The organism is Corynebacterium uropygiale (assembly GCF_021568315.1).
GTDB classification, from domain to species: Bacteria; Actinomycetota; Actinomycetes; order Mycobacteriales; family Mycobacteriaceae; genus Corynebacterium; species Corynebacterium uropygiale.
This window is the reverse complement of sequence record NZ_JAKGSI010000004.1, coordinates 295,027-308,998: the sequence shown is the minus strand read 5'-3', so window position 1 is coordinate 308,998 and position 13,972 is coordinate 295,027. Positions and strand designations below refer to the sequence as shown.

Annotated in this window: 9 protein-coding genes; 2 read left to right on the top strand and 7 right to left on the bottom strand. The window is 68.6% G+C overall.

The features are described from left to right. The first annotated feature begins 78 nt into the window (after positions 1 to 78). Together pks13 and L1O03_RS09105 are read left to right on the top strand one after the other, a co-directional pair. On the top strand, positions 79 to 4,923 hold the full coding sequence (gene pks13 / locus L1O03_RS09110) for a polyketide synthase Pks13 (protein ID WP_236119468.1): 4,845 nt from the start codon (positions 79 to 81) through the stop codon (positions 4,921 to 4,923). A gap of 15 nt (positions 4,924 to 4,938) precedes the next feature. Further along, positions 4,939 to 6,489: an acyl-CoA carboxylase subunit beta gene (locus L1O03_RS09105; RefSeq protein ID WP_236119467.1), complete on the top strand. Its 1,551-nt coding sequence runs from the start codon at positions 4,939 to 4,941 to the stop codon at positions 6,487 to 6,489. Positions 6,490 to 6,542: 53 nt separating this feature from the next. Here L1O03_RS09105 and L1O03_RS09100 read toward each other — a convergent pair whose 3' ends face one another. From L1O03_RS09100 to trmB, 7 genes are all read right to left on the bottom strand, one after another. Continuing rightward, the gene (locus L1O03_RS09100; protein WP_236119466.1) at positions 6,543 to 7,094 is read right to left on the bottom strand and encodes a hypothetical protein; all 552 of its coding nucleotides are present in this window, start codon (positions 7,092 to 7,094) and stop codon (positions 6,543 to 6,545) included. A gap of 379 nt (positions 7,095 to 7,473) precedes the next feature. After that, positions 7,474 to 8,175 carry a DedA family protein gene (locus L1O03_RS09095; protein WP_236119465.1) on the bottom strand — a complete coding sequence of 234 codons (702 nt, stop codon included), beginning with the start codon at positions 8,173 to 8,175 and terminating at the stop codon, positions 7,474 to 7,476. Positions 8,176 to 8,271: 96 nt separating this feature from the next. Next, positions 8,272 to 8,646 (bottom strand): DUF3054 domain-containing protein, encoded by a 375-nt coding sequence (locus L1O03_RS09090; RefSeq protein WP_236119464.1) that lies wholly within the window; start codon positions 8,644 to 8,646, stop codon positions 8,272 to 8,274. Continuing rightward, positions 8,643 to 9,707: a lysylphosphatidylglycerol synthase transmembrane domain-containing protein gene (locus tag L1O03_RS09085; protein ID WP_236119463.1), complete on the bottom strand. Its 1,065-nt coding sequence runs from the start codon at positions 9,705 to 9,707 to the stop codon at positions 8,643 to 8,645. The genes L1O03_RS09090 and L1O03_RS09085 overlap by 4 nt, the downstream gene beginning before the upstream one ends. Position 9,708: 1 nt before the next feature. Further along, positions 9,709 to 12,129 carry an MMPL family transporter gene (locus L1O03_RS09080; protein ID WP_236119462.1) on the bottom strand — a complete coding sequence of 807 codons (2,421 nt, stop codon included), beginning with the start codon at positions 12,127 to 12,129 and terminating at the stop codon, positions 9,709 to 9,711. 46 nt (positions 12,130 to 12,175) lie between these two features. Further along, a complete protein-coding gene (locus L1O03_RS09075; RefSeq protein WP_236119461.1) occupies positions 12,176 to 12,850 on the bottom strand; it encodes an NYN domain-containing protein in 675 nt (224 codons plus the stop codon). A 1-nt stretch (position 12,851) separates the two neighbouring features. Beyond that, a complete protein-coding gene (trmB, locus tag L1O03_RS09070) occupies positions 12,852 to 13,646 on the bottom strand; it encodes a tRNA (guanosine(46)-N7)-methyltransferase TrmB (protein ID WP_236119460.1) in 795 nt (264 codons plus the stop codon). Between the last annotated feature and the right edge of the window lie 326 nt (positions 13,647 to 13,972).

Here is a 13,972-nt window from a genome sequence, read left to right as displayed (position 1 = left end):
TAACATGCGCAGGCTGATGCGCGATAATAATCGACGTTATTCGCTAAAAAACAGATGAGGATGTAATCACGTATGGACATGAGCGCGCAGGATCTGCGGATCTGGCTTCGCGAGTGGGTGGCTAGCACGACGGGCCTCCCGCCGGAGGAGGTCACGGACGATCGCCCGCTCGAGTCGCTGGGGCTCTCCTCGCGCGATGCGGTGCTTCTCTCCGGCGAGCTCGAACGCCTCCTGGGGACCCGCCTCGACGCGACCATCGTGTACGAGCACCCCACCATCGCCTCGCTCGCGCAGCGCTTGCTCTCCGGCGAGCCCACCCGCTCCGCCCCCGCCGCGCCCGCCCTCCGCGTGCAGGACCAGGGGGAACCGGGTGTGCACGATATTGCCGTCGTCGGTATGGCGGCGCGTTTCCCGGGGGCCGACGAGGGCCTCGACGCCATGTGGCGCCTCCTCCTCCACGGCGAGGACGGCACCGGGGAGCTGCCCATGGGCCGCTGGAGTGAATACGCGCAGGATGCGGAGGTGCAGCGCCGCATCGAGAACAGCAACACGCGGGGCGGTTACCTTCGCGATATTTCCTCCTTCGACGCGGAGTTCTTCGGCATCTCCCCCGTAGAGGCGGCGAACACGGATCCGCAGCAGCGGATCATCCTCGAGCTCGTGTGGGAGGCCCTCGAGCACGCCCACCTGCCGGCCAATGAGCTGCGCGGGACGGACGTCGGCGTCTTCCTCGGCGCCTCCTCCCACGATTACGCCATGCTCATCAGCGCCGACCCCGCGGAGGCGCACCCCTATGCGCTCACCGGGACGGCCAGCTCGGTCATCGCGAACCGCGTGAGCTATGCCTATGACTTCCGGGGCCCCTCGGTGGCGGTGGACACGGCCTGCTCCTCCTCCCTCGTGGCGGTGCACCAGGCGGTCCGCGCGCTGCGCTCCGGCGAGGCCTCGGTGGCGCTCGCCGGCGGCGTGAACATCCTCGCCTCCCCGTTCGTGTCCACGGCGTTCGCTGAGCTCGGCGTCATCAGCCCGAGCAGCCACATCCACGCCTTCTCCGATGATGCCGACGGCTTCATCCGCGGCGATGGCGCGGGCGTCCTCGTCCTCAAGACGGTGGCGGAGGCCCAGCGCAACGGCGATCGCATCCTCGCGGTCATCCGGGGCAGCGCGGTGAACTCGGACGGCCACTCCAACGGCCTCACCGCGCCCAACCCGGAGGCCCAGGTAGACGTGCTGCGGCGGGCTTACGCGGATGCGGGCGTCGACCCCCGCAAGGTGGACTACATCGAGGCCCACGGGACGGGCACCATCCTCGGTGACCCCATTGAGGCGACGGCCCTCGGCGAGGTCCTCGGCGCGGGCCGGGATGCGGACAAGCCCACCCTGCTGGGCTCCGCGAAGACGAACTTCGGACACACGGAGAGCGCGGCGGGCGCCGCCGGCCTCATCAAGGTGGTCCTCTCCATGATGGGCGACACCCTGCCGCCCTCCCTCCACTTCGCCGGCCCCAACCGCTACATCGACTTTGATGCCGAGCACCTGGAGGTCGTGGAGGATCCGCGCGAGTGGCCCGAGTACTCCGGGCACAAGATCGCGGGTGTCTCCGGCTTCGGCTTCGGCGGGACGAACGCGCACGTCGTCGTCTCGGAGCTCGAGCCGGAGCGCTACGAGAGCGCCCCCGCGCGGGCGGAGGCGCAGCTCGGCGAGGGCCAGGTCATCCTGCCCGTCTCCGGGCTCCTGCCCTCCCGCCGTCGCCAGGCCGCCGAGGCGCTGGCCGACTTCCTCGAGGACAAGAACGAGGAGGACCTCCTCCCGCTCGCCCGCTCCCTCGCCCGTCGCAACCACGGGCGCTCCCGCGCCGCCGTGCGCGCCGCGAGCATCGAGGAGGCCGTGACCCGGCTGCGTCGCGTCGCGGAAGGCAAGACGAGCATGGGCATCGAGGCCGCGGATGCGCCCGCGGCGCTCGGCCCGGTGTTCGTGTACTCCGGCTTCGGCTCCCAGCACCGCAAGATGGCGAAGGAGCTCTACGAGCAGTCCCCCTTCTTCCGCGCGCGCATGCAGGAGCTCGACGAGATCGTCCGCCGCGAGGCCGGCTGGTCCGTCTGCGCCCTCATCGAGGACGACGGCCAGACCTACAACACCGAGACCGCCCAGACCTCCATCACGACCATCCAGATCGCGCTCACTGACTACCTCGCGCAGCTGGGCATCCACCCGGGCGCCGTCATGGGCATGTCCATGGGCGAGATCGCGGCGGCCTACGGCTGCGGTGGCCTCAGCGCGGAGCACGCGCTCACCATCGCGGCGCACCGCTCCCGCCTCATGGGAGAAGGGGAAGCGAGCCTGCCTGAGGATGAACTCGGCGCGATGGCTGTCGTCGAACTCAGCCCGCAGGAGCTCAGCACCCTCAACGAGGAGGAGCGCTTCGCGCACATCGAACCGGCCGTGTACGCCGGCCCGGGCATGACCACCGTGGGCGGGCCGCGGGACGAGGTGAGCGCCCTCGTGGAGAAGCTCAGCGAGGAGAGCAAGTTCGCCCGCATGCTCAAGGTGAAGGGCGCGGGGCACACCTCGGCGGTGGATCCGCTGCTCGGGGAGCTCGCCGCGGAGTGCTCCATCATCGACCCGCAGCCGCTGCGCATCCCGCTCTTTAGCTCCGTCGATCCGGGCGTGACCTACCCGGCCGGTGCTACCCCGCACGGCCCGGACTACTGGGTGCGCTGCACCCGCCAGTCCGTCGAGTTCCAGGCCGCCACGGAGGCCGCCTTCGTCGCCGGCCACGACACGATGGTGGAGATCTCGCCCAACCCGATCGCGCTCATGGGCATGATGAACACCGCCTTCAGCGTGGGCCGCGCCGACGCGAAGCTGCTCTACACCCTCAAGCGCAAGGTCCCGGCCGTGGACTCCCTCACCGACCTCGCGGCGAAGATGTACGCCGCCGGGCAGCCCGTGCACCTCGACTGGTTCACCGGGCCCGGCGAGATCCTGCCCGCCCCGCACCAGGTGTGGAAGCACCAGCGCTACTGGACCAACGCGCACCCGTCGAGCACCGGCTCCGCCCGCCTCCCGGGCGCCCGCGTCTCCCTGCCCGATGGCAGCGTCGCGTTCTCGACCAGCGCGGACCAGGCGCCTTCGGCGAACGCCGTGCTCGAGGCGGCGGCGGTGGCCGTCGACCCCGAGGCGCAGCTCGTCCACGTCGTGGAGGAGAAGGGCCTGCCCGCTGATGGCGAACTGACCTGCACCGTGAGCCGCTCCGTCGGCGGCCTGGCGATCCGCCTGCACCACATCGCGGGCGCCGGCGCGGAGCTCCTCGCCGAAGCCTTCGCGACGACGGCCACCAGCCGCGGCTTCCTCGGCGGAGCGGCGGCCGCCTCCGCGTCCGCCCCCGCCGAGACCCCGGCCCCCGCCGCCCCCTCCGCGCGCGCGGAGAGCCCGGAGGGCGCCGAGAGCGCGGACGTCGAGGCCTGGCACTGGGACCCCGAGAGCGGGGAGACCGTGGAGGAGCGCCTCCGCGCGATCGTCTCGGAGTCCATGGGCTATGACGTGGACGACCTGCCGCGCGAGCTGCCGCTCATCGACCTGGGCCTCGACTCCCTCATGGGCATGCGCATCAAGAACCGCGTGGAAAATGACTTCCAGATCCCGCCGCTCCAGGTGCAGGCCTTGCGCGACGCCTCCGTCGCCGATGTGGTGCGCATCGTGGAGGACCTCGTCGCCCACCGCGGCGAGGAGGCTCCGGAGAGCCCCGAGGCGCCGGAAGCCGCCGCCCCCTCCGCGCGCGCGGAGAGCCCCAGCGCCGCGGGAGCCGCGGGAGCCGCGGGAGCCGCGGGAGCCGCGGGAGCCGCGGGAGCCGTCGCCCCCCGCGACGCCTCGGAGCGCATGGTCTTCGGCACCTGGGCGAGCATCACGGGCGCCGCAGTGCCCGGCGTGACGAGCCCCCTGCCCGAGGTGACGGAGGAGACGGCGGAGAAGATCGCCGCCCGCCTGAGTGAGCGCTCCGGCGCCACGATCACCGCGGAGCAGGTGCGCGAGACGGAGTCCCTCGAGCCGCTCGCGGACCTCGTGCGCCAGGCCTTCGAGACGGATGTTGACGGCAACGTGCGGGTTCTCCGCGCGCGGAAGGAGGGCTCCACCCGCCCGGCCGTCTTCATGTTCCACCCCGCGGGTGGCTCGACGGTCACCTACCGCCCGCTCACCCGTCGCCTCCCGGAGGACGTCCCGGTGTACGGCATGGAGCGTCGCGAGGGAAGCCTGGAGGAGCGTGCCGCCGGCTACCTCGATGACATCCGCGCCTACGCGGAGGGGCACCCGGTGATCCTGGGCGGCTGGAGCTTCGGCGGGGCGCTCGCCTACGAGGTGGCGAAGCAGCTGGCGGATGATCCGCAGGTGGACGTCGCGCTCATCGCGCTGCTCGATACGGTGCAGCCGAAGGAGCCTATCCCCAACACCCCGGAGGAGACCCGGGCCCGCTGGGAGCGCTACGCGGCCTTCGCGAAGAAGACCTATGGGCTCGACATGCCGGTGCCCTATGAGCTGCTGGATTCGGCCGGTGAGGACGCGGTCCTCGGCATGATCCAGGAGTTCCTCGCCACCACGGATGCGAGCGCGCACGGGCTCTCCCCGGCGGTGCTCGAGCACCAGCACCACAGCTTCGTGGACAACCGGATCCTCGACCAGCTGGACTTCCACCGTTGGGAGGGGCTGGACGTGCCGGTGGTGCTCTACCGCGCGGAGCGGATGCACGATGGTGCGATCGAACTCGAGCCGAATTATGCCGAGATTGCGCCCGATGGCGGCTGGTCCGCTATCGTGACAGACTTGGATATCGTGCAACTCCGCGGCGACCACCTGGGCGTCGTCGATGAACCGGAGATTGGGAAGGTCGGCGCGGATCTCACGCGCCGAATCGACAACCTCTCATAGAGGGAAGGTGTAAGTGTGACCGCGAGGACCACCGCGGAAAAGATCGCAGACCTGCGCGCCCGTCTGGAGAAGGCGCAAGACCCCGGCTCGGAGCGATCGCGCGCGAAGCGTGACGCCGCCGGTCGCACCACTCCGCGCCAGCGCATCAACGCTCTGCTCGACGAGGGCTCCTTCGTGGAGATCGGCGCCCTCGGCCGCACCCCCGGCGAGGAGAACGCCCCCTACTCGGATGGCGTCGTCACCGGCTACGGCAAGATCGACGGCCGCCCCGTCGCGATTTATGCGCACGATAAGACCGTCTTCGGTGGTTCGGTGGGCGTGACCTTCGGCAAGAAGGTGTGCGAGGTCATGGACATGGCGATCCGCATCGGCTGCCCGGTGATCGGCATCCAGGACTCCGGCGGCGCCCGCATCCAGGACGCGGTGACCTCCCTCGCGATGTACTCGGAGATCGCGCGGCGTCAGATGCCGCTCTCGGGGCGCAGCCCGCAGATCTCCATCATGCTCGGCAAGTGCGCGGGCGGGGCGGTCTACGCCCCGGTGACCACGGACTTCGTCATCGCCGTCGACGAGGAGGCGGAGATGTACGTGACGGGCCCCGCGGTCATCAAGGAGGTGACCGGCGAGGAGATCACCTCCGCCGAACTGGGCGGCGCCCGCCAGCAGGAGCAGAACGGTAATGTCTCGCTCGTCGTCGGCAGCGAGGAGGAGGCCTTCGACACGGTCCGGGAGCTCCTCGACCACCTGCCCCTCACCTGCTTCGATGAGGTTCCCACCTTCGACGCCCCCAGCGACGAGGAGATCGGCGAGGACCCGGAGCTTGACTCCTTCATGCCCGACGACACGAACGCCGGCTACGACATGCTGGACCTCCTCCCGAAGCTCGGGGACGACGAGAACATCCTGGAAATCCAGCCGAACTTTGCCCCCAACCTCATCACGGCGTTCGGCCGGATCGACGGGAAGACGGTCGGTTTCGTCGCGAGCCAGCCGATCCAGTACGCCGGCTGCATCGACGCGGACGCGGCGGACAAGGGCGCCCGCTTCATCCGCATCTGCGATGCCTACAACATCCCCCTCGTCTTCGTGGTCGATACCCCGGGCTACCTGCCGGGCGTCGAGCAGGAGAAGGTGGGCCTCATCCACCGCGGGGCGAAGCTCGCGTTCTCGGTGGTGGAGGCCACCGTCCCGAAGGTGACGCTCATCGTGCGGAAGGCCTACGGCGGCGCCTATGCCGTCATGGGCTCCAAGAACCTCACCGGCGACATCAACCTCGCCTGGCCGACGGCGCAGATCGCGGTCATGGGCTCGGCGGCGGCCGTCGTCATGCTCCAGGGCAAGCAGCTGGCGGCCGCGCCCCCGGAGCAGCGCGAATACATGAAGAAGCTCTTCATGGACTTCTACGACGAGAACATGACGAGCCCCTACGTCGCCGCCGAGCGCGGCTATCTTGACGCCATGATCCAGCCGCGGGACACGCGGCTTGCCCTCCGCCGGGCGCTGCGTCAGATGGAGGGCAAGCGGGAGAGCGACCTCCCGAAGAAGCACACGATCATGCCGATGTAGCGGCCGCGGCGCTGGCGGCCCCCGCCGCCCACGCCGCCCAGCCGCTCCCCGCCTTACTCGTTGCAGGCGATGCCATCGCCGTTGGCGTCGAGCCAGGGGCCGAAGTGCTCATCGCCGAAGACCGGGCGGGGCCAGCCGGACTTCTCCCAGACCTCACAGGTGGGGAAGAGCGGCTCCTCGCCGTTTTCATCGGTGGGGTAGGCGCCATTGTTGGGGGTCGCCGGGGCTTCCGGCTGCGGGGCGGGGGCCGGTGCCCCCGGGTTCTCAGGTGCCGGAGCGGGGGCCGGCGGGTTCTCAGGCGCCGGTCCGGGGGCGGGCGCCGGGGCGGGAGCCTGCTGCCCGCCGCCACCCCCGTTGCTACCCCCGCGGGCGGGCTGGGGTTCCTGCCCGCCGCCCGAGTTCTGGCCGCCACCGGAGGAGGTGGAGGCCTTGGAGCTGCTGCTGGAGGAGGAGCGGCTCGTCGAGCTCTTCGAGCTGGAGGAGGAGCTGCTGCTGGAGGAGCTGGTGGTCTCCGTCGAGTCATCTCCGCCACCGCAGGCCGTCGTGAACACGAGGACGCCGGCGAGGAGAGGAATGCTGGCATACATGCGGATAGACTTCTTCACCTGGGGATTTCCTTTCTGTCTTCCCTCGGACATGTGTAAGTAGTGAGGATAAACGAAAGGAAAGATGAGTGGGAGTGAACCCTTCATTATTGGGGTAGAAAGGTATAATCTTTAGGGATGGGAGGGCGGCCCGTGCCCTCCCCGCAGGACAGAAAGGACCGCCATGTTCGAACTCAGCACCTCCCTTGACGAGCTCAGCGAGATGCTCAACTCCATCTTTGCCTTCGGGGGTTCACTCCAGGCTATTTTTGATGCACTTTTTCATCGGTAGGATGTAACACGAGCGTTCGCGCGGAACTCACACGGGAGATCGTGGGGACCAACCTCGCGTGAACGTCAGTGAGCCCCCTAGGCTGCTCCCTAGGGGGCCTCCTTTGACTTAACGGCGGGCGGAGGGGGCCTGCCGGGCCTTTTGTCGGATCGAGATGATCATGATGACCACGAGCGCTAGCGTCACCCACAGCGCATAACGGTTCACGACGCTCACCACCTGCAGCACTTCCTGCCCATAACGCACACCCAGGTACGCGAAGATGCTGTTGCGCAGCAGCGTGCCCACGGCATTGATGAGCAGCACCGCCCACAGCGGGATCTTGCGGATACCGCTCAGCAAGTTACAGATGATGAGCGTGGGGAGGAAGGGGATGTACGAGAGGACCGTCGCCCCCATGAGCGCGGGCGTGGAGAGATTCTCCAGCCGGCGCGTCCACCGCCCCATGCTCGGCGACTGGGAGCTCATCTGCTCGAGGTACTCGCGCCCCCAATAGCGGCCGATGAGCCACCACTGCGGCATGAGGTAGAGGGAGCCCACGAGGGTCATCGCGACGATCGCCCACGCGGGGGTCCCGCCCGCCGTGGACTGCGCGCCCCCCACCACCGCCGAGGTGTATCCGCCGACGAGCAGGGCGTAGATCTCCGCGTGGTTAAGGAACCACGCACGCAGCGGGATGAAGGCCATGCTCAACACGAGCCCGACGAGGATGTAGGCCAGGATCAGGTAGTCGCGCTTCCCGGGATTCCGCAGGTAGGAGGGGATGTTATCGACGTTATCGGGGGTGGTGCCGTCGGCGGGGGAAGTCATGCCCATGAGGTTATCACCACGCGTTTCGTTTCCGGCTGGCGCAGAAGGTCGTACCCCGAGGGGGCTCTCCGCGCGCGGGGAGCGTGCAGCGTGGGCCTACGCCGCGGCCTTGCGCGCGCGCAGGCGGGCGATCCCCCGCCAGCCGAGGAAGAGGATCGCGGAGGTCACACTCGCGACGATGATGAAGGACCAGTGCGGCACGGCCTGGTGCTTGATCCCCCAGATGGCAAGGCCCACGATGACGGACGCGATCCAGGCGATGAGCCCCGCGGGGGAGACGGCGGCGCCGGTGAGGCGTCGGTACGCAATGTAGGCCCAGGCGAGGAGCATCCCCAACCAGAAGGGCCACGCGGTGTTGAGGACGCCGAGGAAGCTGAGGGGCAGGTCCTGGGAGTTGTGCGCGATGCGCGCGAGGAGGGCGAAAACAAAAATCATCACGAGGTCCGTGATGAAGGATGCGCGGTTACTCATGAGTCGAGCTTATCGCTGGCGGCGGAGCGGCTGGTCGCCGGGGTGAGGCCCCTCGGCACGAAGGAGGCGAGGTAAATCACCCAGCCGATCGCCGTGATGAGGATGAGGGAGACCAGTCGGTAGATGATGACGGAGGCTGTCGCCGCCGACGCCGTCATCCCGGTGGCCACCAGCGTGCCCACCATGGCGGCCTCGACGGGTCCGATCCCGCCCGGGGTCACCTGGGCGGAGCCGGCGATCTTCGCGGTGACGAAGGCGAGCACCACGCCGACGATGGTGGTGGAGTTGGGCTCGCGCTCGAGCCACGGCAGGGAGCCGGTGATGGCCCACACTGCGGCCCAGAGGCCGAGGATGTCAAAGACCCAGTTGGCCAGGGACCACATCGCGGCGATTGCGAAGCGGCCGGGGCTCAGCACCACCGAGCGCAGCTGGAGGAACTGGCGCCGCACCGCCGGGACCCAGCGGTCCCGCGGCCCGTGCGAGAGCCGGTTGATCTGCCGCACCACCCACACGGCGCAGCGGGTGACGGTCTCCGGGTTGCGGGACACCCAGTAGACGATCGTCGCGACGCCCACCATGATGACGATCGTCCCGATGAGGGAGAGCAGCGACAGGTGGGCGCCCAGGAGCAGCACGCCAACGAGGCCGAGCACGGCCAGCCACATCGTCGAGAGCACCCCGGACAGCACGATGAACCAGGACACGAGGACCACGCTCGCGCCCCAGCTGCGCTGCACCTGGAAGGTGAAGATCGCGGAGAAGGCGGGCCCCCCGGGCAGGGTGGTGGACCAGGAGTTCGCGGCGAAGGTGAGCATCGCGGTGTCTCGACGACGCATCCTCGGCGCGCCGCTTTCCAGGAGGAGGTACATGACCTCGCCCATGGAGAGCAGCGCGAACACCAGCAGGAGCACCACCACGAGGGACTTCCCGGTGTCCGCGCGGCTGGCGACGTCGAGGCCCTCCTCGATGAATCCGAGCTGCTCCCGAAACGCCACAACAATGCAGACCACCGCGAAGAGGGAGACTCCCCACATGATGAGCGTGCGCTTTGATCCTCGCATGTCACTCCAACTCGCGGCGCTGTTCGTGCTCGAGCTCCAGGCGGCGCATGAGCTGCGAGAACGGGATGAGGGTGCCGTCCTCGCTGGAGCGGCGGCCGTGGCGGGTGGTCTCGTGCTCGGCGACGATCTCCGCCTCGTAGATGCCGTCATCCTCCTCGTGCCAGTCCGGCCAGGAGTCCTCGGGTTCGGGTTCGGGCGCGGGTTCCGGTGTCGGCGCGGTGGCGGTGGCCGCGGAGGGCTGCGCTTCCGGCGCCGGCCCCTCCGGCCTCTCCTCCGCGCGCGCGGGGGAGGCCGGCACGCCGGTGTCGAGGGCGCCGTGCCCGATGTGGGCGTAGGCGCGGCGCACGAAGCGGGGCGCCCACCAGTTGTCCTCGCGGAGGAGGTGCATGACGGCGGGGACGAGGAACATGCGGATGACGGTGGCGTCGAGGAAGAGGGCCGCGATCATGCCGAAGGCGATGTACTTCATCATGACGATCTCGGAGAAGCCGAAGGCCCCGCACACGACGATCATGATGAGCGCCGCCGCCGTGATGATGTGCCCGGTGTGCGCCGTGCCGTACTTGATGGATTGGTCGGTGGTGGCGCCGCGGTCGCGGGCCTCCACCATGCGGGAGACGAGGAACACCTCATAGTCCGTGGACAGCCCGTACATGATGGCGAGCAGCAGGACGAGGATGGGGCTCATGAGCGGCCCGGCGGTGAAGTTGAGCACCGAGGAGCCCAGGCCGTCGACGAACATGAGCGTGAGGATCCCGAGGGTGGCGCCCATGCCGAGGACCGTCATGATGATCGCCTTCGCCGGGAGGACGACGGAGCCGAAGACGAGCGACATGAGGATGAACGTCGCGACCACTACGTAGAGCGCCATCCACGGCAGCTTCGCCAGGAGGGCCTCGATGGACTCGACCTCCAGCGCCGGGGTGCCGCCCACGTACACGTGGACGCCCTCCGGCACGTCGATGGCGCGGAGCTGCTCGACCACGTCCTTGTTGTGCGAGCGGTCGGTGATGCCCGCGGAGAGCACCGTCGTGCCCCCTTGGGAGGAGGAGGCGCCGAAGCGGCCGGTGAGGCCGTCGACCTCGTTGGCCTGCTGGTAGATCTTCACGAGCTGGGCGTTATCGGCGCCGGTCACGACGAGCTTCACCGGCTCCGTGCGGAAGGTGGGGAAGGTTTCGTTGAAGTCGTCCTGCGCGATGCGGGTGTCGTTCTTTGGGGGGAGGTAGGTCTCGTTGATGCCGCCGAAGGTGATGCCCACCATGGGCAGCGCGAGGGCGACGAGGCAGCCGGCCACGATGACCGTGGAGGCCTTCGCGTGGCGCATCGCCCAGGCGGGCAGGCGGTACCAGAAGGTGTCCTCGAGGCGGCGGGCGCGCCGGGAGGTGCGGCGGACGGAGAGGAGGTCGATCTTCGGGCCGATCATCGCGAAGATCGAGGGCAGCACCGTGAGCGAGAGGATCGCAGCGAGGCCCACCGCGGAGATCGCGCCATAGGCGACGGACTTGAGGAAGGCCTGCGGGAAGACGAAGAGGCTGGACAGGGCCACGGCCACCATCGCGGCGGAGAAGACCACCGTCTTGCCCGCGGTGGCGGCGGTCGTCGCGACGGCACGCTCCACGCTCACGCCCTTGTCCATTTCCTCGCGGAAGCGGGAGACCATGAAGAGCCCGTAGTCGATCGCCAGGCCCAGGCCCAGCAGCGTCACCACCGACTGCGCGAAGATGTTCACCTGCGTCACTCCCGCGAGGATCGAGAGCACGCCGAGGGACCCCAGGATGGAGAGGATCCCCACGATGAGCGGCATCGACGCCGCGACGACGGAGCCAAACACGATGATGAGGAGGATGCCGACGGCGGGAAGGGCATAAATCTCGGCGCGGTGGATGTCCCCGGCCATGCCTTCGTCGAGAGCATCGGCGACGGCCGTGGCGCCGGCGACCGTGATGGTAGTGCCGCCGGGGAGGTCGGTGGTGAGCTTGTCCTCGATGGCGCGGAAGTCTTTGAGGGTCTGCTCGCCGTCGCCTTTGAGGCCGATGGCGGCGAAGGCCTCGGTGTGGTCATCGGTGATGAGCTGCTTGTTTCGCGTGTCGAAGTAGCTGGTGACGTGGTCCACCTGCGGCAGCTCGGCGAGGGATTTCAGGTGCTCCTGGGCGGCCCCGAAGGTGCGGGGGTCGTCGAGGGTGCGGTCATTGGGGGCGTGGAAAAGGAGGATGATGTCCCCGTTGTTGTCGCGCCCGAAGGTGTCGGCCTCGATCTGGGCGGCACGGGTGGAGTCCGAACCGGGGTCGTCCCAGCCCTCCTGGCTCATGCGGTCGGCCAGCCGGGTTCCCATGAATCCGTAGAGCGCGACGACCGCGATGAGAATGATGAGCGGGATGATCCGCCGATGCCGGTAGGCAAAAAATCCCCACTTTTCGAACATTGTTGGGGCCCTTCCTCCTGGATCTCCGTATCTAAATCTGTGAACCCTAGTGCGAGGAGCGCAGGGCGGCGAGCGAGCGGAACGGCTGCAGCCAGGCACCTTCGTCGGGCAGGTGGTCCAGCCCGATGCGCGGCAGCGGCTCGAGGAACACCTGGGGGATGTCCTCGAGGTCGATGAACTCGATCACGTCGCTGCTCACGGCCCAGGACGCGTGCTCGTGGAAGCCTAGCACCGTGACGGGGATGCCCTCCTCGGCGAGGTCCTCCAGCGTCTCCTTGAAGTTCTGCCCGTCGGCGCTCGCGACGACGAGCCCGCGCAGGCAGCCCTCCGCGTGGCGGCGCCGGATGTGATCGAGCATGTCGGGGTCGACGTCCGAATCCTCGGTGCTCTTCGGCTTGGCGAAGACGGCGAAGCCCACGTTGCGCAGCGCATCGACCCACGGGCGGATGATGTCCGCGCCGTCGGGGTTGACGTTGGTGAACACGGTGGCCTCGGGCAGCACGGTGACGTCGAGGTCCTCCGTGAGCGCGTCGGCCTCGTCGAGAAGCCAGCGGCCCACCGCGTCGAAGCGGGGGCGCTGCTGGGAGGAGGGGCGCCCGCCGAGGAGCGCGCCCAAACCCATGTCGAGGTTCGGGGCATCCCACACGAGGAGCAGCGTGTTCTCCTCCGGGAGTGAAGGGCCGCCGAGGTGCGGCTGTCGGTGATCGTCGTGAAGTGTCATGTTAAAGCTCTCGATCGTCGGGGGCGTCGGTGCGCTGCCAGAGGAACTCGTGGATGGAGTGATCCATGGTGAGGCCGCGGCGTTCAAACTTCGTCAGCAGCTGGCGGTCCGTCAGCTGCGGGCACTCCGGCCACGGCCAGCCCTTGTACTCCAGGAGGGGCTCGACGGTGACCAACTCGGAAATCCACTCGGCGTACTCCGCGTGGTCGGTTGCCACGTGGAGCACCCCGCCCGGTTTGAGGCGGTTCGCGATGAGGTGGAGCGGGCCAGACTGGATGATCCGCCGCTTGTGGTGCCGGGCCTTGGGCCAGGGGTCGGGGAAGAAGATGCGCACGCCGTCGAGCGAGCCGGGCGCGATCATGCGCGTGAGCACCTCGATGCCGTCGCCGCGGACCATCCGGATGGTGGGAATGTCCTGGAGAACGATCTGCGTGAGGAGCTTCGCAAGCCCCGGCCGGTAGAGCTCGACGGCGATGATGTTGGTGTCCGGCTCGTGCGGGGCCATCGCGGCCGTCGACGTGCCCGTGCCGGAGCCGATCTCGAGGATCGTCTTTGCCCCCTCGCGGCCGAACCACGCGGGGATGTCGATGAGCTCATCGGAGAGCTCGCGTCCCAGGGTGGGCCAGTACTCGTCCCAGCGCTCCTGCTGGTTCTCCGTGAGGGTGCCGCGGCGGAAGCCGATCGAGCCGAGGCGCGGGTAGTCGAGGCCGTCGCGGAACTCGGAGCGCGGCGGGCCGGCGGGGCGGCTCGGCCCCGAAGAATCCGAAGAATGAGGGTTATGAGGAAAATTAGACATCCCCGCTATTGTCCACGGCAACCGGGGGAGCGTGCAATTTTCGCTTCACACCGTGCATCACCTCACACTGCGATAAATCTCACAGTGAGGTCACAGTACGGCCGTTATGATTTGCGCTGGTGAGGGCGATGGGGGTGGCGGGGGTAGCGCTGTGGCGGCGCGATGGTCGTCGAGAATCTCCGCTCGGGCGTAACCCTGCGCGACCATGAGCGAGCAGCCCGGGAAAGTGGCCCCCGCTTGGGGGTGAGGTGTGGGTGTCTCATGTCACTGTCAGTGTTTTGTTGTGCTTTGTGTGGGAGCAGACGTCATTTTCCCCCGCACCTCTC

What these genes read in the sequence shown, in the direction of transcription:
- L1O03_RS09095 (WP_236119465.1), bottom strand. Translation starts at nt 8,175, where the DNA reads ATGACTTCCCCCGCCGACGGCACCACCCCCGATAACGTCGATAACATC.
- L1O03_RS09080 (WP_236119462.1), bottom strand. Translation starts at nt 12,129, where the DNA reads ATGTTCGAAAAGTGGGGATTTTTTGCCTACCGGCATCGGCGGATCATC.
- L1O03_RS09090 (WP_236119464.1), bottom strand. Translation starts at nt 8,646, where the DNA reads ATGAGTAACCGCGCATCCTTCATCACGGACCTCGTGATGATTTTTGTT.
- L1O03_RS09085 (WP_236119463.1), bottom strand. Translation starts at nt 9,707, where the DNA reads ATGCGAGGATCAAAGCGCACGCTCATCATGTGGGGAGTCTCCCTCTTC.
- L1O03_RS09075 (WP_236119461.1), bottom strand. Translation starts at nt 12,850, where the DNA reads ATGACACTTCACGACGATCACCGACAGCCGCACCTCGGCGGCCCTTCA.
- trmB (WP_236119460.1), bottom strand. Translation starts at nt 13,646, where the DNA reads ATGTCTAATTTTCCTCATAACCCTCATTCTTCGGATTCTTCGGGGCCG.
- pks13 (WP_236119468.1), top strand. Translation starts at nt 79, where the DNA reads ATGAGCGCGCAGGATCTGCGGATCTGGCTTCGCGAGTGGGTGGCTAGC.